We start from the raw sequence: 19,988 nt of genomic DNA, 5'->3' as shown, positions 1-19,988 counted from the left end.
GGACGATAGCCTTCTCACCCACCCTACAGGGACAAACACCGCTTGTTTGTTCCAATTTGTATCCTATGATAGCGCTCATATGGTCATGACAGTAGCAGGCCAGCCCTTACGCCTCCTGCATCTGGAGGATTCGCTGGCAGACCATGTTCTTGCCAAGCTCACTTTGCAGCGTGCCAAGCTCGATTGCAGCCTCCAGCAGGTCGATACCCTGCAGGAATTTTGCGACCGCACCCGCAGCGAGTCCTTTGATTTGATCCTTGCCGACTACAGACTGCAAGGATTCACTGCGCTCGATGCATGGGCGCATGTGGCTAAATTAGCAACACCGGTGCCCTTTGTACTGCTGTCCGGCGCAATTGGCGAGGCCGCGGCCGTGGACGCCATGCGCCTGGGCTTCTCGGACTACCTGCTCAAGGACGACATTGCCCGCCTGCCGCATGTGGTCACCCGGGCCATCGAGGTGCACCAGGCGCGCCAGGACCGCGAGCGTGCCGTGGCCGAGCTGGCGGCCTCCCAGCAGCGCCTGGCGGAACTCACCGAGCACCTGCAGACCTCCATCGAACAGGAGCGCGCCTCCATCGCGCGGGAGATCCACGACGACATCGGCGGCGCGCTGACCGCCGTGCGCGTGGACCTGGCCTGGATCGGCCGGCACGCCGAAGACCCGGCCACGCAGGACCACCTGGCCAGCGCCTCGGACATGTTGCAACACGCCATCGGTGCCAGCCAGCGCATCATGATGAACCTGCGCCCGCCGATTCTGGAGCAGGGGCTGGTCGCGGCGGTACAGTGGCTGGCGGCAGGCTTCGAGCGCCGCAGTGCCGTGCGCACCCAGGTCACGGCCAGCAGCGAGGCGATCGACGTGCCCGGCGATGTCCGGCTGGTGGCCTACCGCACGGCGCAGGAGGCCCTGACCAACATCGCCAAATACGCCCAGGCCGGGAAGGTGCATATCGATCTGTCCGATCATGAAGGGGTGCTGACCGTGGAGATCGCCGATGATGGCTGCGGCTTCGACGTCGCGCAACTGGCCGACAAGCCCAAGGCCTTCGGGATCAAGGGCCTGCATGAACGCGCGCGCACGGTGGGCGGCTGGCTCGATGTCAGCACCCAACCGGGCAAGGGAACCTGCCTCACACTGTCGATACCGCTGGCCGCCTCGGAGCAGCCCGCCCACCCTGGAGATGTCTGGTGATCAACGTCGTTCTGTGCGATGACCATGCCGTGCTCAGACGCGGCATCCGCGATACGCTCACCGAGGCCACCGACATCAAGGTGACCGGCGAGGCCGGCGGCTATGCCGAGCTGCGCGAGGTGCTGCGCACCGCCCCTTGCGACGTGTTGCTGCTCGATCTGAACATGCCCGGCCGCGGTGGGCTGGAAGTGCTGGCCACGCTGCGCGAGACGCATTCCACCATCAAGGTGCTGGTGGTGTCGATGTACCCCGAGGACCAGTATGCGCTGCGCTGCCTCAAGGCCGGCGCCCAGGGCTATGCGAACAAGGCCTCCGACCCGGCGGAGCTGATCAACGCCGTGCGGGTGGTGATGCAGGGCCGCAAATACCTGACGGCCGAAGTGGCGCAGATGCTGGCCGAAAGCCTGGCCCAGCCGGTGCTGGAGAGCCCCCACGCCACGCTGTCCGAGCGCGAACTGCAGACGCTGATCAAGATCGCTTCGGGCCGGCGCCTGGCGGACATTGCCGAGGAGCTGATGCTCAGCCCCAAGACCGTGAGCGTCTACCGCTCGCGCGTGCTCGAAAAACTCAAGCTCTCCAACAACGCCGAACTCACGGTCTACGCCATCCGAAACCAATTGGTATGACCCCCTGAGTCGCTTCGCGCCATCCCCCTGAAGGGGGACGCCACCCCTGGCCTGGCAAAGCCAGTTCCACGGTGGCACTGGCTTCGGACATGCCCAAGCGACCGGCAAAGCCCCATGGCGACGGCTGCTACCGCTGGCTTGAAAACAGGTCGATGGATTGCTGCATCAGGGTCAGGATGGGCTGCTCCAGCAGGGGCAGGGTGGCGGCGATGCCCAGCAGGCCCACGGTGAGCGTGACCGGGAAGCCGACCGCATAGATGTTCATCTGCGGCGCCACGCGCGAGATGATGCCCATGGCCAGGTTGACGAACAGCAGCAGCGCGATCATGGGCAGGGCGATCCACAGGGCGCTGGAGAACAGCGAGGCGCCCAGCTCGTACAGCCGCATCTGGCCGATGGCCTGCAGGAAGTTGCCGTTCACAGGAAAGCGGTCGAAGCTCTTGACCACGGCCATGATGACCATCAGGTGGCCATTGATGACAACGAACAGCAGCGTGGACATGTGCCCGAAGAAGCGGGCCACGGCACTCACCTGGCCGTTGCTGGCAGGGTCGAAGAAGGACGCGAAGTTCAGGCCCATCTGCAGGCCGATCATTTCACCGGCCAGCTCCACCGAGGCGAACACCAGGCGCACCGAGAACCCGATGGCCAGGCCCACGGCCACCTGCTGGGCCACGGCCCCCAGGGCTTCGCGCCCATTGATGTCGATCACGGGCTGTGCGGGCAGCACGGCCTGGGCCGACACCGCCACGAAGAAGGCCAGCCCGATCTTCACGCGCATGGGGATCGCGCGCATGGAAAACACCGGCGCCACGGAAAACATCGCCAGCACCCGGAGAAACGGCCACAGGATGGGCGATATCCAGGCCACCAGCTGGGCCTCGGTGAAGGTGATCACGGGCGGGACAGGGGCTGGCTGCGCTAGCCGACCACCGAAGGAATCGACTCGATGGTGCGACGGATGTAATCGACCAGGGTGCTGATCATCCACGGCCCGGCGATTGCGAACACCACCATCGCGGCGATCAGCTTGGGCACAAAGGCCAGCGTGGCCTCATGGATCTGCGTCACGGCCTGGAAGATGCTGACCACCAGGCCCACGGCCATCACCACGCCGAGCACCGGCATGGCGATCATCAGCAACAGCGTCAGGGCATCGCGCCCCATGGTCAGGACCATCTGTGAAGTCATGGCAAATCCTTCAGGCGTTCATTGCGCGGCGCAGCGCCCACCAGCCACGAAACTGGCGCGGCCCAAGCCAGCGCTCCCGTGCAAGGGCCGCCCCGCCGCACTGGGAGAGTCCCCCTCCCGCTTCGCGCAGCGATGCGAGAGAGGGGTGAAGGCGCGAAGCGCCTCAGGGGGTGTTTGATCATGTTGCAAAGCTGGCCGCCAGCGAGCCGATCAGCAGGTTCCAGCCATCGGCCAGCACGAACAGCATGAGCTTGAACGGCAGCGCTACCAGCACCGGCGACAGCATCATCATGCCCAGCGACATGAGGATGCTGGAGACCACCATGTCGATCACCAGGAACGGAATGAAGATCATGAAGCCGATCTGGAAGGCCGACTTGAGCTCGCTGGTCACGAAGGCCGGCACCAGCACCCGAAACGGTGCGGTCTCGGCCGTCACCTCGGGGGCCAGCCGGGCCAGGCGCGCGAACAGCGCAAAGTCCGACTGCCGGGTCTGCTTGAGCATGAACTCGCGCATGGGCGCTTCGGCCCGGTCCACCGCCTGCTCGAACGTGATGGCATTGGTGGTGTAGGGCACATAGGCTTCCTTGTGCACCCGGTCGAAGGTCGGCCCCATGACAAAGAAGGTCAGGAACAGCGACAGGCCGATGATCACCTGGTTGGGCGGCGCCGACTGCGTGCCCAGCGCCTGGCGCAGCAGCGACAGCACGATGACGATGCGCGTGAACCCCGTCATCAGCAGCAGGATGGCCGGCAGAAAGGACAGGGCCGTGAAGAACAGCAGTGTCTGGATCGGCACCGAGTAGCTCGACCCGCCGCTGCCGGAACCGATCAGCACGGGCAGGGTTCCCGGAGCCGAGGGCGTGGCGCCGGTCTGCGCCAGGGCCGGCACCTGCCAGGCCAGGAGCCCGATGGCGGCCAGCGCGGCCAGGCGCGCGGCGCGCAGCAGCATCGCAGGGCGCGCCAGGTCAGACATGCGGCTCCTTGCGCGCCTCGGCGGCCGCCATTTCGCGGGCAAAGGCGGACGCATCGGACGCCACCACCGGCAGGGCAGCCGGTACAGCGTTGGCGGACGGAGCGGCCAGTACATGCAGGCAGGTGACCTGCTGCGCCGTGACACCAAGCACCAGCCAGGTGCGCGCGCCCTCGGGCCCCACCTCGACGGTGACCACCTTTTGCTGGGGCCCCACGGCCACGGCCGAGAGCACGCGCGACGCGGAGCCTGCCGACAGGCCTCCGCTCGCCTGGTGCTGCTGCAGTCGCTTGATGAGCCAGGGCAGGCAGGCCATGGCCCCCACGAACAGGACGACGACGACCAGCGTCTGGGTCATCCCCATGGCATTGCCCCCGTCAGCCACGGCTCACGCGCCGCAGCCGCTCCGAGGGCGTCACCACGTCCGTCAGGCGAATACCGAACTTGTCGTTCACCACCACCACCTCGCCCTGGGCGATCAGGTAGCCGTTGACGAGCACGTCCATGGGTTCACCGGCCAGCGCATCGAGCTCGACCACCGAGCCCTGCGCCAGTTGCAGGATGTACTTGATCGGCACCTTGGTGCGGCCCAGTTCCACGGACAGCTGGACGGGAATGTCCAGCACCATGTTGATGTCGTTGACGGTGCCATCGCTGTTGGTCGACGAGGACGGGCGCACCGCATCGCCGGACAGCGGGCCGCCCTGCTCGGCATCGCCCGGTTTGGCGTCCGAGCTCTTTTGCTCTTCGAGCGCTTCGGCCCAGCCGGCAAACGGGTCCTCGGCCGCAGCGTCCTTGTTGTTGTCGTCTTCAGTTGACATCTTTTTCTCCCAGCCAGCTCATGTCCGAATTGCGCAAACACTCTTCGATACGGATGGCATATTTCGAATTGTGGGTCCCATACTGGCACTCGAAGATGGGAACACCGCCAATGGAGGCGCGAATGCGCGGCTCCCGGTCGAGCTCGATGAAATCACCGGGCTTCATCGCCAGCAGTTGCTCCACCGTGGCGTCGGCCTTGGCCAGCTCGGCCACCAGCACCACCTCGGCCGCCTGGATCTCGCGTGTGAGCACCCGCACCCAGCGCCGGTCCACCTCGATGGAGTCGCCCTGCGTCGAGGAGTACAGCACGTCGCGGATGGGCTCCAGCGTGGCATAGGGCATGCAGACGTGGATGGCGCCCGACAGGTCGCCGATTTCCAGCTGGAACGCGGTGGACACCACGATCTCGCTGGGCGTGGCGATGTTGGCGAACTGCGGCTGCATTTCCGAGCGCTGGTAGTCGAGCTCCAGCGGGTAGATGCCCTGCCAAGCCTTCTTGTACTCGGCGCAGATCACATCGACCAGCCGGTTGATCACCCGCTGCTCGGTGGGCGAGAAATCACGCCCTTCGATGCGCGTCTGGAACTTGCCCACCCCGCCATACAGCGTGTCGATGATGCCGAACACCAGGGATGGCTCGCAGACGATCAGGCCGCTGCCGCGCAGCGGGCGGATCGCCACGATGTTGAAGTTGGTCGGCACGGCCAGCTCGCGCAGAAAGGCGCTGTAGCGCTGCACCGACACGGTGCCCACCGAAATCTCGGGGCTGCGGCGGATGAAGTTGAACAGGCCGATGCGGAAATTGCGCGCAAACCGCTCGTTGACGATTTCCATCGTCGGCATGCGGCCGCGGACAATGCGTTCCTGGCTCGAGATGTCGTAGTTGCGTACCGACCCCGATTCGGCCACTTCCTCGACGGACTTCTGGCTCTCGCCCGTGACGCCTTCCAGAAGGGCATCAACTTCTTCCTGCGATAGGAATGAATCACTCATGGCAGGATTGTCCTTGCGTCACTGGATGATGAAGCTGGAGAAAAGAATGCCTTGTACCGGATTCCTCGGCGGCTTGCGCACGGGGCGATCGTCCTCATCCTCGTCCTCGGCCGAGGCGGCGCGCTTGGGCCGGTCGCGCGGCACGGTGTAGCCGAGCGGGCGCGAGACCTCGCGCAGAATGTCCTTGGCGAGCTTTTCCTTGCCCTCGCGCGCCAGCAGTTCCCCGGAGGTGCGCTGGGAGACCAGCAGCAGCACGCTGCTGCGGATGGAGGGCAAATAGGCCTTGATCTGCTCGGCCGTCTTGGCATCGGCCACCTCGACCGTGATGCCGATCTGCGCAAACCGGTCGCCCCCCGGGTCGGCCAGGTTGACCACCATGTTCTCGAAGGGCAGGAAGGTCGGAGGCGCCTTGGCCGTCTGGTGGGCCGGCTCCGCCGCAGCGCCCTCTTCCTCGTCGCCGGCAGGCTTCTTCTTGCCCAGCAGGAAGAAAGCCGCAGCGCCCCCGATGCCCAGCACGAGCACCAGAGCGACCACGATGATCAGCATCTTCTTGCTTTTGGGCTTCTCCTTGGCCGGAGCGGCAGCATTGGCAGACACGTGGCTGGTTCCTTAGATGGGATTCGGTGGTGGCACCCCGCGGTCGACGGCGCCACCTGCGGATGCCCCGATTGTGGCGCAGCTGCCGACCCGATAATAGCCAGAATACATACCGAAAACCATGGCATTCAGCGTGCCACGGGGGTGGCATGGCGCCTGCGGCCATGCGCCCCTGTGCCCCGGGCTTGTCAGACGAAGACGTCGACCCCGCTGCTGCGCGTGCTGCTGCCCGCCAGCCGCTGGCTCACATCCGTGGGGCCTGCGACCTTGACCGTGGCCTGCTGGCCCTCCCCGGAGCGGCCATCGCGCTGCTGCCCGCCATCGCCCGCTGCCGCCCCCTGCCCGCCCGAGGTGCCCACCGTCATGCCCGACAGGACCAGGCCCTCCCCGCGCAGCAGGTCGCTCAGTTGCGCCATGCTCTGGTCCAGCAGCGTGCGGGTCTGCTCCTGGTCGCTGCGGAAGCTCACATGGGCTTCGTTGCCCGACAGGGACACGGTCACCGCCAGGGGCTGGCCGTCCCGGTTCAGGGTCATTTCGGCGTTCTGGCTCTTCTGGTTGGCCCAGTAGGTCACCTGCTCCGCCAACTGCTCTTCCATGCTGGCCTGGGCCAGCTCGTCAAAGCCCTGAGCACCCGAGGTGCCGTCCACGGAATAGGTGGAAGAAGCATCCGCGCCGGCCTCGGCCAGCCCGCCCGCCCCCGCCTGCGCAGAGGAATCACCGGCGCCTGCATCCGCGCTGCGTGTGCCGGTCGCCGTCACCGCGGCTGTCGGGTCCTGGCTGGCCAGGGCCGCCGCATCCATGCCAGCCGCGCCCAGGTTGTCGGCAGAGGCCCGGTGGGCGCCCGCCCCCGCTTCGCGCACCAGCGCCGCCAGCGCAGGGGAGGTGGCCGACAGATCGGTTGCGGTCGATGCCACCTGCTTGGCGTCGGCCCGGCCGCCCGTGCGTGCTGCCGCCGTGTCGCCCGCACCCGCGAGGCCAGCACTGGCCGCCTCACCGCCACGCTGCAGCGCCGCTGCGTGCATGCGCGAGAACTGGCGGCCGAATCCCATGGTGGCGGTGGAGGGTGTCTGTGCACCCTGTGCACCGCCGTCCAGTGTGGCCGTCTGGGCCACCAGGCCATCGGCCGCCGGCATGCCTTGCGCCAGCAGGCGGCCGTTGAGGGCTGCCGCATCGGCGTCCTGTCCCAGGCCTGCCAGGGCACCACGTGCCGACCCACCCAGGCCCACGGTGGACAGGCCCGCGCCTGCGCCATCGCCCCCCGCGGCGACCGCGCCCTGCCCCACCAGCCCTTGCCACCGCTGGGCCGCCATGCTGTCCGCAGCGGCCAAGGCCTGGAGTCCCGCCAGCGCCGACGGATCGCCCGGGTTTTGCGCGAGCAGGGAGGCATCCCCGGCACCGGGGTCCGCGGCCAGCGGGTCCCCCTCAATCAGCTCCGGGTCCTGTGCGGCCAGCAGGGCCAGGAAGCTGCCGGCCTGCGCGGCGCCCGCCCCTGCGGCATCGTCCGTCGTGCCTTTCTGGGCAGTGTGTTGGCGTGTACGGGCCGCTTGCGGCGACTGGGTTCCCTGCGGGGTGGATATGCGTGCTTGTTCCATGGTCAAAACTCCTGCCCTGTCGTCCTATCGATCGTTCACCCGGCGGCTGTACTGCATCGCCGCCCGCTCATCGGTCTGCTTCTGGTCCATGCGGGCCTGGGCCCGTTCCAGCTCGAGGCGCCGCGCCTCCAGCACCTTGCGCAGGCTGGCCAGGCGCAATTCGGTCTCCATCAGCGTGCGCTGCGCCCGCTCCACGCGCTCCGCCTGGTCGCCGACCACGCTGGTCTGCAGGCCGGCCGCATGGTCCAGGCGGCCCATGAACTGGTAGTGGTGGAACATCACCTCGGGCTTGACGGTGGTGTCCGCCTGCATGCCCCAGCGCTGCTCGGTCTCGCGCGCATAGTCCTGCAGCTGGCTCAGCTGTGCCTGCGCCGCCTGCTGCACGGCCTGGGCCTCGCGCAGCGCCTGGCGGGCTTCGTCGCGCTTGCGCGAAGCGATCTCGACAGCGACGATGAGTGCATTGAGCGCGGACATGGTGCGGCCTCGGTGTGTTTACTGGTCGAGCACCATGGCCATGGCATTCACGCTCTGGTCCATGGTGGATGCCTCGAACATGTCCTGCTGCAGAAAGGCCGCCATCTGCGGCTGCAGGCGGATGGCCTCGTCCAGCGCGGGGTCGGAGCCGCTCATGTAGGCCCCCACCTGCACCAGGTCGCGGCTCTTCTGGTAGCGCGAGTACACGGCCCGGAAGCGCCGCGCCACGTCGAAGTGGCCACGGGACACGACGTTGTGCATCACGCGCGACGCCGATTGCTCGATGTCGATGGCAGGGAAATGCCCCGACTCGGCCAGCGCGCGCGACAGCACGAAGTGCCCGTCCAGAATGGCGCGCGCGGCATCGGCGATCGGATCCTGCTGGTCGTCGCCCTCCGACAGCACGGTGTAGAAGGCCGTGATCGAGCCCACGCCATGCAGGCCGTTGCCGCTGCGCTCGACCAGCGCCGGCAGCTTGGCAAAGCACGAGGGTGGGTAGCCCTTGGTGGCCGGTGGCTCGCCGATGGCCAGCGCGATCTCGCGCTGCGCCATGGCGTAGCGGGTCAGCGAATCCATGAGCAGCAGCACATGCTTGCCCTTGTCGCGAAAGTGTTCGGCCACGGCCGTGGCGTAGGCAGCGCCCTGCATGCGCAACAGCGGCGGCGCATCGGCCGGGGCGGCCACGACGACGGAGCGCGCACGGCCCTCCTCGCCCAGGATGTCTTCGACGAACTCCTTGACCTCGCGGCCCCGCTCGCCGATGAGGCCCACCACGATCACGTCGGCCGCGGTGTACCGGGCCATCATGCCCAGCAGCACGCTCTTGCCCACGCCCGAGCCGGCGAACAGGCCCAGGCGCTGGCCTCGGCCCACGGTGAGCAGCGCATTGATGGCGCGCACGCCCGTGTCCAGCGGCAGGCGCACCGGGTCGCGGTCCATGGCATTGATCTGGCGGCGGTCCATGGGTTCGGACACCACGTCCTGGATGGGGCCGCCATGGTCCAGTGGTATGCCTTGGGAATCCACCACCCGCCCCAGCAATCCATCGCCCATGGGCAGGCGCAGCACGCCGGCCTTCTGGCTGCCCCGGGAGGTCTCGCCCAGCCGAGGGGATGCCACATAGGGCGCCGCCGGCACCACACTGGCGCCACTGGACAGGCCGTGGATATCGCCCGCGGGCATCAGAAAGGCCCGGTCGGCGGAAAAACCCACCACCTCGGCCAGCACCGGCGTGTGGCCCGGCATCTGCACCATGCACTGCGAGCCCACGGGCACGCGGATGCCTGCGGCCTCGAGCACCAGGCCGGTCAGCTTGGTGAGGGTGCCGCGCGTCTCCAGCGGTGCACGGGTGCGCACGCGCTCGCGCGCGTCGTCCATGAACTGCGTCCAGGCGTTGTCGGCAGGGGCATCAACGCTCATCGCCGCTCTCCTGCCAGGGGGACTCCAGGCCCAGCGAGGCAATGGCGCGCTCCCAGCGTTTGCTCACGCTGCCATCGACCACCGTGCCGCCGGATTCGACCAGGCAACCGCCTGCGGGGATGGCCGCATCGGCCATCCACTGGATGCCAGCACCCAGTTCCTCGCGCAGTGGCTGCTCCACCGCCCCCATGTCCGCCGGGTTCAGGCGCACCAGGGCGGGCCGGCCCTCGGCCACCAGCATGCCCACGGCCTCTCGAACCACGGGCTCCAGCACATCGGGGCTGACCGAGAGCTCGCGCCGCACCACCTCGCGGGCGATGTCGCAGGCCAGCGCCAGCACGTCCTGCGCCATGCGCTGCTGCATGGCGGTCAAGGATTCTTCGAGGGACCTCACGACACTGGCGATGCTCTGGGACATCTCCTGCGCCTGGCCGGCCACATAGTCGTCCATGCGCTGTTGCCATTCGAGCGCGGTGTCGGACTGGCCCTGCGCGAGACCCTGGGAAAACGCGGCATCGCAGGCCTGCTGCACCAAAGCCAGCTGTGCGGCTTCCACCTCGGCGGGATCGGGTGGCGGCGGCTCGGGCTCCGGCAGGACCTCCGGTTCGGGCTCCTCCGGTTCGGAACCGTCCACGGCGCCGAACTTCCATTGCGTGACCACCCCCACCTCTTCGCTGGGGATGAAGCGCGAGTAGGAGCGTTGGCTAGACGAAGGCATCGTCGCCACCACCACCGATCACGATCTGGCCTTCGTCGGACAGGCGGCGGATCGTCTTGAGGATTTCCTTTTGCTGCGCTTCCACTTCGGACAGGCGCATCGGGCCGCGCGATTCCAGGTCTTCGCGCAGGGCTTCGGCCGCGCGCGAGGACATGTTGGACAGGAACTTGTCGCGCAGTTCGGGCACGGCCCCCTTGAGCGCGACGATGAGCGTCTCCGACGCCACTTCCTTGAGCACGGCCTGGATGGCGGTGTTGTCGAGCTTGAGCACGTCTTCGAACACGAACATCTTGTCCATGATCTTCTGCGCCAGGTCCGGGTCGTAGCCGCGGATGGACTCGATCACCACGGCATCCATGTTGGAGCCCAGCAGGTTGATGATCTCGGCCGCGGCCTTGACGCCACCCAGCGAACTCTTGCGGATCTTGTCGCCGCCGGCGAGCACCTTGAACAGCACCTCGTTGAGGTCCTTGAGCGCCGTGGGCTGGATGCCTTCGAGCGTGGCCACGCGCAGCAGGATCTCGCTGCGCTGGCGGTCGGTCAGGTGCATCAGAATGCCCGAGGCCTGCTCGCTGTCCAGGTGCACCAGGATGGCCGCGACGATCTGCGGGTGTTCGTTGCGCAGCAGTTCGGCCACCGAGAGTGGGTCCATCCACTTGAGGCTTTCGATGCCCGACACGTCCCCGCCCTGCAGGATGCGGTCGATCAGCAGCGAGGCCTTGTCATCGCCCAGGGCGCGCTTGAGCACGGCGCGCACGTAGTTGCCGGTGTCCGAGACCAGCAGGCTCTGCGCGGCCGCGGCATCGGCAAAGCGGTTGATCACGCTGTCCACCTTCTCGCGCGACACCGATTTCATGCGCGCGATGGTCTCGCCCAGCTTCTGGACCTCCTTGGGCGAGAGGTGCTTGAAGACTTCGGCAGCCTCCTCCTCGCCGAGGGACATCAGCATGATGGCTGCGTCGTTGAGACCTTGTTCATCCATGGGCTATCCAAGCGTGTGAAGCTGCGACGGGCTCAGGCATTTTCGCCGTTCACCCAGGATTTGAGAATATTGGCGACGGCCACGGGGTTTTCCTTGGCCAGCACGCGTGCCTCTTCCAGGCGCAGCTGCTCTGGCGTGGCGACCACATTCTCGTCCTTCTTGCCAGGGGACGGCAAAGCCGGGCGATCGGGCTGCTCGGCCTCGATGGCATCGAGCTGTCCGCCGGCCCTGGGCAGTTCGCCGGCCTTGGACGTCTTGGGTTCCGCCGCCCCCTTGAGCGCCGGGCGCACCAGGCCCAGCAGCACCATGGCGGCAAACAGCAGGGCTCCCACCGGCCAGGCAAAGCTCTTGGCCACGTCGATGACCTCGGGCTGCTTCCACAGCGGCACGTCGGTCGAGGAAGCGGCTTCCACCTGGAACGGCGTGTTCATGATGTTCACCGAATCGCCGCGCTCGCTGTTGAAGCCAATGGTTTCACGCACCAGCGCCTTCATCTGCTCCAGCTGCTCGGGGGTGAGCGCCTTGGTGACGGTCTTGCCCTTGTCTTCGGCCGACTGGTAGTTGACCACCACGGCGGCGTTCAGGCGCTTGATGGCCCAGTTGTTGCCACGCACGACCCGCACGGTCTTGTCCACTTCGTAGTTGGTGGTGGACTCGCGTTTGCTGGAAGACTCTTCCGAGCCCTGCTGGCCGGCAGCCTGTGGCGCAGGATTGGCACCATTGATGGGTGCAGCCGAGGGTGCGGGCGGTTGATTGGCAACGGCGCCAGGCACACCGGTGGCGGTCTTCTGGGCCGTGCCGGAGGTTTCCAGCATCTGCTGGCTGCGCACCGCCTTGGCATCGGGGGTCTGGTTGGGGCGGAACTGCTCGGAGGTGGACTCGGTGCGGCTGAAATCCAGTTCGGCAGACACCTGGGCCCGCACATTGTTGCGGCCGACCACGGGCTCCAGGATCTCCTGGATGCGGCGCGTGAGCTGCTGCTCGATCTGCTGGCCGTACAGCATCTGCTGGGCGTCGATGGCATTGGCGCCAGCGCCGTCAGGCGACTGCGACAGCAGCTTGCCCGTGTCGTCGAGCACGCTCACGGCCGAGGGAGCCAGCTCGGGGACGCTGGAGGCCACCAGGTGGACGATGCCGGCCAGTTGGGCCCGGTCCAGGAAGCGGCCGGGGTGCAGGCTGACCAGCACCGAGGCCGAGGGCTTTTGCTGCTCGCGGAAGAAGCCGTTCTGGTTGGGCAGGGCCAGGTGCACGCGGGCGCTCTGCACCGAGGACAGGGCCTGGATGGAGCGCGTCAGTTCACCCTCCAGGCCACGCTGGAAGTTCAGGCGCTCCTGGAACTGGGTCATGCCGAAGCGGTTGGTCTCCATCAGCTCGAAGCCCGTGACCGAGCCGCGGGGCAGGCCCTGGGTCGCCAGGCGCAGGCGCACGTCGTGCACCTTTTCGGAGGGAATCAGGATCGCGCCGCCGCCTTCGGCGTACTTGTAGGGAACGTTCATCGTGGACAGCTGGGCCACAATGGCGCCGCCATCCTTGTCGTTCAGGTTGGAAAACAGGACGCGGTAGTCGGGCTGGCGGCCCAGCACGATGGCAGCGACCGCAATGGCCACGAGCAGCGCCACCCCCACGCCCAGGCGCATGCGCTGGGCCCGGTCGAGGCTGGTCAACCGCTGCAGCCAGTTGGGACTGGGGGTGGCAGCGGGAGGTGCGAGCGGAGCGAGTGGGACTTCGGCAACTGCAGACATCGTGCTTTTCCAATAGGTGGGGCCCGGCAACGGACCTTGGCGTGGGCTCGATTATTCGGCTCAAGGTCTCCCCATGTTCTGCCGATAAGCCGCCCCTTTGACCATCTATTCCCCATGATGGCCGGCCAGGGCCTGGCTACGATCACAACATCCCCCATCCCCAACGGACACCGCCATGGACCTCCGCATCACCAGCTCCACCACCCCCATGACGGGTGCCGGCATGGCGCGCCGCGCCGCCATGCCGCAGGCCGAAGGCAACGATGTGGGCTTCTCGGGCGCGCTCAAGGGGGCCCTGCAGTCCGTGAGCGCCGCACAGAACAAGTCGGGCGACCTGCAAAAGGAAGTCCAGCTGGAGAATCCCTCGGTCAGCCTGGAAGAGACCATGGTGGCCATCCAGAAGGCGCAGATCGGCTTCCAGGCCACGCTGCATGTGCGCAACCGCATGGTGCAGGCCTATACCGACATCATGAACATGCAGGTGTGAGGCGGGTAAACACCCCCATACCACTTCATTACCCCGAATTTCAGCACCAATACCTCGCAGTCGGCGCCTTGGATTCACCAAGTGATTCATTGACCTGCGGCTGACGGCCAGCCCCGACTCTATCCTCCTCAGTCCGCGCCCCCGCGGCAAAAAAGCAAAAAGCCACCGGCACGTCTCGCGACGTGCGGTGGCTTTTTTTGCGAAAGAAGCAGAACCAGGGGCAAGGGACCGGCCAGATTGACCGCCCCCCCTCACACAACCCCGGTCAGTGCATCATCTGCGGCTGGCCTTCGAACAGGTGTTCGAACTGTGCCAGCCAGGGTTCGGCCAGGCAGCGGATCTGGGCATCGTTGCGCAGAATGCGCTGCATGATGCGCGTCTTCTCGCGGCGGTGTTCGGGCAGCAGCTCGTGCTCCTGGGACTTGAAGCGCAGTTGCTCGATCAGCACGGCGCAGGCCCCCTCGTAGCGCACCACGCCATCCCAGTCCTTGAGCTTGGCGGCCTCCAGCATTTTCGCGCTGCTGTCTTCGATGGCTTTGTAGTAATCAATCAGCATGTGGGACATGGTTCATGCCTCCACCAGCACAGGCTGGCCCGAAGCGTTGGCATCAGCGGATGGCGCCGTGCCGTTGTTGTTTTTCTTGATCTCGTTCCAACCGAGCGCAACCGGCTCGATCAGGCGCATCACTTCCTGCATCATGGCGTCGTCGTTGCGCGCGTTGGCCAGGATCAGGCGGCGCACGCAGTAGTCGTACAAGGCCCCCAGGTTCTGCGCCAGCTCGCCACCGTCGACCGGGTCCAGCGCGGTGCTCAGGCCTTCCTCGATGATGCGCACCGCCTTGGAGATGGCGTTGCACTTGCCGAGGATGTCACCGCGCGCCATGGCGCCGCGCGCCGTGGCGATGGAGTTCAGGGCACCCTCATACAGCAGGCTGACCAGCTGGTGCTGGTCGATCGTGTGCATGCTGGTTTCCACATTGATGCGCTGGTAGGCGTTGGCTGCACGGGGGTTGTGGGCGCTGAACATGGGGTGGTCCTTACGGTGTGATGTTCTATTTATCGGCCGGCGCCGACAAAACTGAAGGCTTTCCGTCAGGTCGACTTGTTCCAGGTGGTCACCTGCTGCGCAATGTAGGCGTTCAGGCCATTGAGCGAGGCCATCTGCTTGTCCAGCGCGTTGTAACGCGCGGTGATGCGCTTCTCGAACGCATCCACTTTGTCGTTCACCGTGGCCTGGTCCTTGGCATTGCGCTTGAGCGAGAGCTGCAGCGTATCGTCCTTGGACTTGAAGAAGCCATCGGCGGACAGCAGGTTGGTGGTGACGGCCTTGATCTTCACGGCAATGCCCTCGGCAGAGCCGCTGGCCGTGTTGCGGAACAGGTTCTTCAGGTCGTCCGGGTTTTCCGTCAGGGCCTTGTTGAACTTGGTGGAGTCCAGGGCGAGGTCGCCACCCAGCTGCTGGGTCAGGCCCACATCGGCCAGCCGCTGGAAGGCCCCGCCCCCCGTGGTGACCGACTGCAGCGCATTGCGCAAGGTGTTCTGCAGGGCGATGGCCGTCGAGTCACCCTGCAGCAGCCCGGCCGAATTGGTCTTGGCGTCGTACTTGGTGGCGTCCTGCATCAACTGGTTGATGGCGTTGTAGGCCTTGACGAACTCATCGACATTGGCCTTGATGGCCGTGGTGTCCTTGCCCACGGTGATCTCGATGGGGGCCGTCGTGACCTGCTCGGCCTTGAAGGTCACACCCGAGACCGTGGTGGCAAAGGTGTTCGTGGCCGACGACACCGCGATGCCGTTGACCGTGGCCTTGGCATTGGCCGCCGCCTGCGTCGTTGTGCTGCCCGCCACCAGGCGCGACAGGCCCGTGGCATCGGTGTTGCCGGCGCTGGCGATGTCGGTATCGCCCCCTTCCATCACGCTCAGGCGGAAGCCGAACTCCTCGCCCGTGCTTTTGCTGCGCAGCAGCAAGCGCTCACCGGATGCATCGGACAGCACCGAGGCCGTCACCCCTGCCGTGCTGCCATTGATCTTGCTTGCCACATCCGTCAGCTTGTCGCTGGCACTGATGGAGATATCGACAGGCTGGCCGCTGCCCGGCGTGAAGGAGGCGGGTGCCACGCTCCACTTGCCCAGCTCCAGGCGCAAGGTGCCGGCACCGAGGGCGCCGCCCACCGGCAGAAGCGCAGCCGACGCAGTGGCCTGGGCCTTGGCGAGACCCTGCACTTCCACACTGAAGGTCGTGGGCAGGGTGCCCCCGATCGCGGTGGCGGACACGAACTTGGAATCCGAGGACGTTGTGGAGACCCCATTCCAGCCGGTCACGCTGGTGAGCTTGCCCGCCGCATCGGCGAGCGTGGAAACCAGCGACTTGATCTGGCCGTAGGCGGAAATCTTGGTATTGACCGTTGCTGCCTGCAACTTCAGCGTATCGAGGGGCTTCTTTTCCAGCGCGACCAACTGGGAAATGATGTTCTTGACATCAAGCCCATTGGTGCCGAGCCCTGGGGATGAAATGGTTGCCATACAAACCTCCTGAACTGTCCAAAGGAAATTATGGAGCCAATCGGGCGCCAGTAACGTCCTTATTCACACCAGGAAACCTGCCAATTCCAGCGCTCCTGGCACGCGCTTCTTTCTCTCAGAAGCCTTCTGCGCCGCCGCCGCGGTCGGCACAGAGCGCCTCAAGGTGAAAAGGCGGCGACAGGAAAACTGTCGCCGCCGATGCACCAGGGCCTTTTCAGACCCTGCCAGCCATTGTGCGCTTAACGCAGCAGGGCCAGCACACCTTGTGGCAACTGGTTGGCCTGGGCCACCATCGCCGTACCAGCCTGTTGCAGGATCTGCGAGCGCGACAGGTTGGCGGTTTCAGCCGCGAAGTCAGCGTCCAGAATGCGCGAGCGGGAAGAAGACAGGTTCTCCGACGTCACTTGCAGGTTGGCGATCGAGGTCTCGAAGCGCGATTGCAGAGCACCGAGCTTGGCGCGCTCACCGTTGATGTAGGCCAGGCCGGAGTCCACGGTCTTGAGGGCTTCGGTCGCCTTCTTGAAGGTGGTCACGTCCAGGTTGGCGACTTCCTGCAGATCGGAGGCCGAGTTGGCGGCCGTTGCCGTGCTGAAGGCGTTGGTCGTGGTGGCCACGGTCGAGAAGGACTTGTCGGAGTCCAGCACGACATAGCCGCTGACGGTCGAAGAGTCGGCACCCGAGGCGGCAGCCAGCGTGTCGGCCGCACCGATGGCGGTGCCATCGGCCTGCAGCTTCTGGATGTTGACCGCACCTGCGTTCACGCCGGAGGCTGCACCCTTGTAGATACCGATGTCATTGCCCGTGGCATTGGTCAGGATGATGCCGTTGTTGGTGGAGTTCAGCGACGCGGTCACACCCGTCTTGGACGACTGCTCGTTGATCGCGGAGATGGCGTTCGACAGGCCATCCGATGTAGCGAGCGCCGTCACGTTGAACGAAATCGACTGGCCCAGGTTCGTGCCCGTGGGCGTGTTGTCCGAGCGCAGTTCGAAGGTGTAGGCGCCCACGGACTCGAAGCTCAGTTGAACTTCCGTGCGGGCCGTGGCCGTCACGCCGGTGTTCGCGGTTTCCTTGTTGATGCTGTCGGCCATCGTCTTGGACGTGTCGTTGGCAGCGATGGTGATGTTCTTGGAGCCCAGGGCACCGTTCACCGCCAGCGTACCGCCGGTCACGCCGTTGGCACCCCAGGTACCGGCGTTGGCGCCGCTGCCCGAGCCGTTGGCCGACGTGTTCTGGTTGTTGCCGTAGACGCTGGTGCGCAGGTTGGCCGTGGCCGCCACGATGGTCTGGTTGGCGTTGGCACCCACCTGGAACTGCTGAGTACCGAACGTGCCGTTGAGCAGCTTGGCACCGTTGAATTCAGTGGTCTGCGAGATGCGATCGAGTTCGCTGACCAGCTGGCCCACTTCCTGTTGCAGGGCCTGGCGGTCGCCGGCGCTGTTGGAGGCGTTGGCCGATTGCACGGCCAGTTCACGCACACGCTGCAGGATGTCGCCGGAAGCCTTCAGGGCACCTTCAGCCGTCTGCGCCAGGGAGATACCGTCGTTCGCATTGCGAACAGCTTGGTTCAGGCCGCGGATCTGGCTGGTGAAGCGCTCGGAAATGGCCAGGCCGGCGGCGTCGTCCTTGGCGCTGTTGATGCGCAAGCCCGACGACAGGCGCTGGATGGAAGTGTTGAGCGAGGTCTGGCTCATGCCCAAATTGCGCTGGGCCGTCAACGAAGCGACGTTGGTATTGATGGTGGATGCCATGGCAAATCTCCTGAAAAGAACTGACTGAAATGGCGTTGCCGCCAACCTGGTGCCAGGTAAGGCACCCGGCTATACGGTCCACAGCGCCTGCATGGCCTTCTGTTGAACGGCGGAGGGCGTTTGCCTTCCGTTGTGAGTCTTTTCGACGCCGCCTCCGGAAACTTTAGGGCCAAAAGTGCAAGTTGGCAGGCTTTTCGGCGCTTTATCGGGCCTACGCCAGGGAGGCTCCTTGGCCACAATTCCTCATCGTTCCCGTATCGCCTGCCCGGACGGTGGTAGTCCCCCTCAGGCACAAATGTCCACTCAAGCCTCAAGGAGCATTCCATGGCAGCCACGATCAACACCAACGTCGCTTCGTTGACGGCCCAGCGCAACCTGGGCATGAGTCAATCCTCGCTCAACACCTCCATCCAGCGCCTGTCGTCGGGCCTGCGCATCAACAGCGCCAAGGACGACGCCGCCGGCCTGGCCATTTCCGAGCGCTTCACCAGCCAGATCCGCGGCCTGAACCAGGCGGCGCGCAACGCCAACGATGGTATCTCCCTGGCCCAGGTCACGGAAGGCGCCATGAAAGCCGCGGGCGACATTCTGCAGCGCGTGCGTGAACTGGCCGTGCAATCGGCCAACGCCTCCAACAGCCCCAGCGACCGCCAGGCGCTGAACCAGGAAGTGGGCCAACTGGTCGCGGAACTGGACCGGATTTCCCAGACGACCGAGTTCAACGGCGCCAAACTGCTCAACGGCACGTTCGGTACGCAGCAGTTCCAGGTGGGTGCCAACGCCAACCAGACTATCGTGGCGGCCACGGCCAACCTGCGCACCACGGTGTACGGCAACAACCAGAACACGTCGGCCAACGGCGCGGGCAGCGGCGCCAACGCAGGCACCTGGGGTGCCAACGGCGTGACCGGCGGTACGCTGGCGGTGAATGGCTCCCTGGGCTCGCGCAACATCACCATCAATGCCAACGATACGTCCAAGGCGATGGCCGACAACATCAACCTGCAGACCGCGAACACGGGTGTGACGGCCACGGCACGCACCGAAGTGGACCTGTCCTTCGCCTCCGTGGGGTCCTACACTTTCGAGCTGCGCTCGGAGAACGTGCCCACCGCACCCGCGCTCGGCCAGTCGATCTCGTTCAATGTTTCCGCGATCAACACCTCGGACGGCCTGTCCAACGCCATTTCCGCCATCAATGAGCAGTCCGCCAAGACGGGGGTCACCGCCTCGCTGAACGCTACCAGCACCGGGATCGTGCTGACCAATGCGACCGGCCAGGACATCGGTATCTACAAAGGCGCCACCTCGGGCGCCAATGCCGGCGCTGTCACCATCCAGAAGCTCCAGGCCGACGGAACCGCCGCCGGAGCGGCGGATACCCTGGCTGCAGCGTCGGGCGCAGACAGCTCCACCATCAGCGGCTATGTGGTGCTGGACTCCGAAAAGTCCTTTTCGACCAATGCCACGACCACCAATGCCTTCGACACGGCCACGCCGGCCAACAGTGCCTCGGACCTGCAGGAAGTGGCCAACCTGGACGTGACCACCTTCAAGAAGGCGACCGAAGCCCTCAAGACCGTGGACTCGGCCCTCGCCTATATCAACGGCGAGCGTGCCAAGCTGGGCGCCTTGCAGGCCCGCTTCGAGACGGCCATCGCATCGCTGAACATCACGTCCGAGAACCTGTCCGCATCGCGCTCGCGCATCCTGGACGCGGACTTCGCGGCAGAAACCGCCAACCTGTCGCGCTCGCAGATCCTGCAACAGGCGGGCACGGCCATGGTGGCCCAGGCCAACCAGATCCCACAGGGCGTTCTGAAGCTCCTGCAGTAATTGCCATCGCGGGCCGCCCCCATGGACGCGGCGCCTGTCTGGGCCACGGTGCGCGCATCCTCCATTG

Annotated in this window: 22 protein-coding genes; 4 read left to right on the top strand and 18 right to left on the bottom strand. The window is 65.9% G+C overall.

Translation table 11 applies throughout. The annotated features are described in order from the left end of the window. Positions 1 to 106 precede the first annotated feature (106 nt). The gene (locus AC3WOH_RS29455; RefSeq protein ID WP_492232855.1) at positions 107 to 277 is read right to left on the bottom strand and encodes a hypothetical protein; all 171 of its coding nucleotides are present in this window, start codon (positions 275 to 277) and stop codon (positions 107 to 109) included. On the opposite strand from AC3WOH_RS29455, the gene AC3WOH_RS29450 reads away from it, so the two are divergent. After that, positions 209 to 1,195 (top strand): sensor histidine kinase, encoded by a 987-nt coding sequence (locus AC3WOH_RS29450; RefSeq protein WP_492232853.1) that lies wholly within the window; start codon positions 209 to 211, stop codon positions 1,193 to 1,195. The two genes, AC3WOH_RS29455 and AC3WOH_RS29450, sit on opposite strands and share 69 nt — an antisense overlap. Next, entirely contained in the window at positions 1,192 to 1,821 is a 630-nt protein-coding gene (locus AC3WOH_RS29445; RefSeq protein WP_492232845.1) for a response regulator, read from the top strand. The genes AC3WOH_RS29450 and AC3WOH_RS29445 overlap by 4 nt, the downstream gene beginning before the upstream one ends. A gap of 127 nt (positions 1,822 to 1,948) precedes the next feature. Here the strand turns inward: AC3WOH_RS29445 and fliR are convergent, their stop codons facing one another. From fliR to fliF, 13 genes are all read right to left on the bottom strand, one after another. Further along, complete coding sequence (fliR, locus tag AC3WOH_RS29440; protein ID WP_492232844.1) at positions 1,949 to 2,719, bottom strand: flagellar biosynthetic protein FliR; 771 nt, start codon at positions 2,717 to 2,719, stop codon at positions 1,949 to 1,951. Positions 2,720 to 2,742: 23 nt separating this feature from the next. Beyond that, positions 2,743 to 3,012 carry a flagellar biosynthesis protein FliQ gene (gene fliQ / locus AC3WOH_RS29435; RefSeq protein ID WP_007853732.1) on the bottom strand — a complete coding sequence of 90 codons (270 nt, stop codon included), beginning with the start codon at positions 3,010 to 3,012 and terminating at the stop codon, positions 2,743 to 2,745. Positions 3,013 to 3,190: 178 nt separating this feature from the next. Further along, positions 3,191 to 3,988: a flagellar type III secretion system pore protein FliP gene (gene fliP, locus AC3WOH_RS29430; protein WP_492232843.1), complete on the bottom strand. Its 798-nt coding sequence runs from the start codon at positions 3,986 to 3,988 to the stop codon at positions 3,191 to 3,193. Continuing rightward, a complete protein-coding gene (locus AC3WOH_RS29425) occupies positions 3,981 to 4,343 on the bottom strand; it encodes a FliO/MopB family protein (RefSeq protein WP_492232852.1) in 363 nt (120 codons plus the stop codon). Before AC3WOH_RS29425 ends, fliP begins: the two co-directional genes overlap by 8 nt. 19 nt (positions 4,344 to 4,362) lie before the next feature. Then, positions 4,363 to 4,806, bottom strand: a complete 444-nt coding sequence (gene fliN / locus AC3WOH_RS29420) for a flagellar motor switch protein FliN (RefSeq protein WP_492232842.1) — start codon at positions 4,804 to 4,806, stop codon at positions 4,363 to 4,365. Then, positions 4,796 to 5,800 (bottom strand): flagellar motor switch protein FliM, encoded by a 1,005-nt coding sequence (fliM, locus tag AC3WOH_RS29415; protein WP_184860598.1) that lies wholly within the window; start codon positions 5,798 to 5,800, stop codon positions 4,796 to 4,798. Before fliM ends, fliN begins: the two co-directional genes overlap by 11 nt. A gap of 18 nt (positions 5,801 to 5,818) precedes the next feature. Next, entirely contained in the window at positions 5,819 to 6,397 is a 579-nt protein-coding gene (locus AC3WOH_RS29410; protein ID WP_492232841.1) for a flagellar basal body-associated FliL family protein, read from the bottom strand. Positions 6,398 to 6,585: 188 nt separating this feature from the next. After that, positions 6,586 to 7,989 carry a flagellar hook-length control protein FliK gene (locus AC3WOH_RS29405; RefSeq protein WP_492232840.1) on the bottom strand — a complete coding sequence of 468 codons (1,404 nt, stop codon included), beginning with the start codon at positions 7,987 to 7,989 and terminating at the stop codon, positions 6,586 to 6,588. 24 nt (positions 7,990 to 8,013) lie between these two features. Beyond that, the gene (gene fliJ / locus AC3WOH_RS29400; RefSeq protein WP_492232839.1) at positions 8,014 to 8,463 is read right to left on the bottom strand and encodes a flagellar export protein FliJ; all 450 of its coding nucleotides are present in this window, start codon (positions 8,461 to 8,463) and stop codon (positions 8,014 to 8,016) included. Between the two features lie 18 nt (positions 8,464 to 8,481). Further along, positions 8,482 to 9,882 carry a flagellar protein export ATPase FliI gene (fliI, locus tag AC3WOH_RS29395; RefSeq protein WP_492232838.1) on the bottom strand — a complete coding sequence of 467 codons (1,401 nt, stop codon included), beginning with the start codon at positions 9,880 to 9,882 and terminating at the stop codon, positions 8,482 to 8,484. Beyond that, positions 9,872 to 10,600: a FliH/SctL family protein gene (locus tag AC3WOH_RS29390; RefSeq protein ID WP_492232837.1), complete on the bottom strand. Its 729-nt coding sequence runs from the start codon at positions 10,598 to 10,600 to the stop codon at positions 9,872 to 9,874. The genes fliI and AC3WOH_RS29390 overlap by 11 nt, the downstream gene beginning before the upstream one ends. Continuing rightward, entirely contained in the window at positions 10,587 to 11,582 is a 996-nt protein-coding gene (gene fliG, locus AC3WOH_RS29385; RefSeq protein WP_184860588.1) for a flagellar motor switch protein FliG, read from the bottom strand. Before fliG ends, AC3WOH_RS29390 begins: the two co-directional genes overlap by 14 nt. A 32-nt stretch (positions 11,583 to 11,614) precedes the next feature. Next, on the bottom strand, positions 11,615 to 13,324 hold the full coding sequence (gene fliF / locus AC3WOH_RS29380) for a flagellar basal-body MS-ring/collar protein FliF (protein ID WP_492232836.1): 1,710 nt from the start codon (positions 13,322 to 13,324) through the stop codon (positions 11,615 to 11,617). Positions 13,325 to 13,499: 175 nt separating this feature from the next. Here fliF and fliE point away from each other — a divergent pair, with 175 nt between their 5' ends. Continuing rightward, entirely contained in the window at positions 13,500 to 13,811 is a 312-nt protein-coding gene (gene fliE / locus AC3WOH_RS29375; protein WP_492232835.1) for a flagellar hook-basal body complex protein FliE, read from the top strand. Positions 13,812 to 14,076: 265 nt separating this feature from the next. Here fliE and AC3WOH_RS29370 read toward each other — a convergent pair whose 3' ends face one another. From AC3WOH_RS29370 to AC3WOH_RS29355, 4 genes are all read right to left on the bottom strand, one after another. After that, on the bottom strand, positions 14,077 to 14,376 hold the full coding sequence (locus AC3WOH_RS29370; protein ID WP_007860919.1) for a flagellar protein FliT: 300 nt from the start codon (positions 14,374 to 14,376) through the stop codon (positions 14,077 to 14,079). Between the two features lie 3 nt (positions 14,377 to 14,379). Further along, the gene (gene fliS / locus AC3WOH_RS29365; protein ID WP_492232834.1) at positions 14,380 to 14,838 is read right to left on the bottom strand and encodes a flagellar export chaperone FliS; all 459 of its coding nucleotides are present in this window, start codon (positions 14,836 to 14,838) and stop codon (positions 14,380 to 14,382) included. A 65-nt stretch (positions 14,839 to 14,903) separates the two neighbouring features. Then, positions 14,904 to 16,334: a flagellar filament capping protein FliD gene (gene fliD / locus AC3WOH_RS29360; RefSeq protein ID WP_492232833.1), complete on the bottom strand. Its 1,431-nt coding sequence runs from the start codon at positions 16,332 to 16,334 to the stop codon at positions 14,904 to 14,906. Positions 16,335 to 16,573: 239 nt separating this feature from the next. Next, positions 16,574 to 18,085, bottom strand: coding sequence for a flagellin N-terminal helical domain-containing protein (locus tag AC3WOH_RS29355; protein WP_492232832.1), 1,512 nt, complete (start codon positions 18,083 to 18,085; stop codon positions 16,574 to 16,576). Between the two features lie 324 nt (positions 18,086 to 18,409). On the opposite strand from AC3WOH_RS29355, the gene AC3WOH_RS29350 reads away from it, so the two are divergent. Beyond that, positions 18,410 to 19,921 carry a flagellin N-terminal helical domain-containing protein gene (locus AC3WOH_RS29350; RefSeq protein ID WP_492232831.1) on the top strand — a complete coding sequence of 504 codons (1,512 nt, stop codon included), beginning with the start codon at positions 18,410 to 18,412 and terminating at the stop codon, positions 19,919 to 19,921. Positions 19,922 to 19,988: the final 67 nt, after the last annotated feature.

Source organism: Acidovorax sp. FW305-C-20-28 (assembly GCF_058783375.1).
This window is presented reverse-complemented; position numbering and strand designations above follow the sequence as displayed.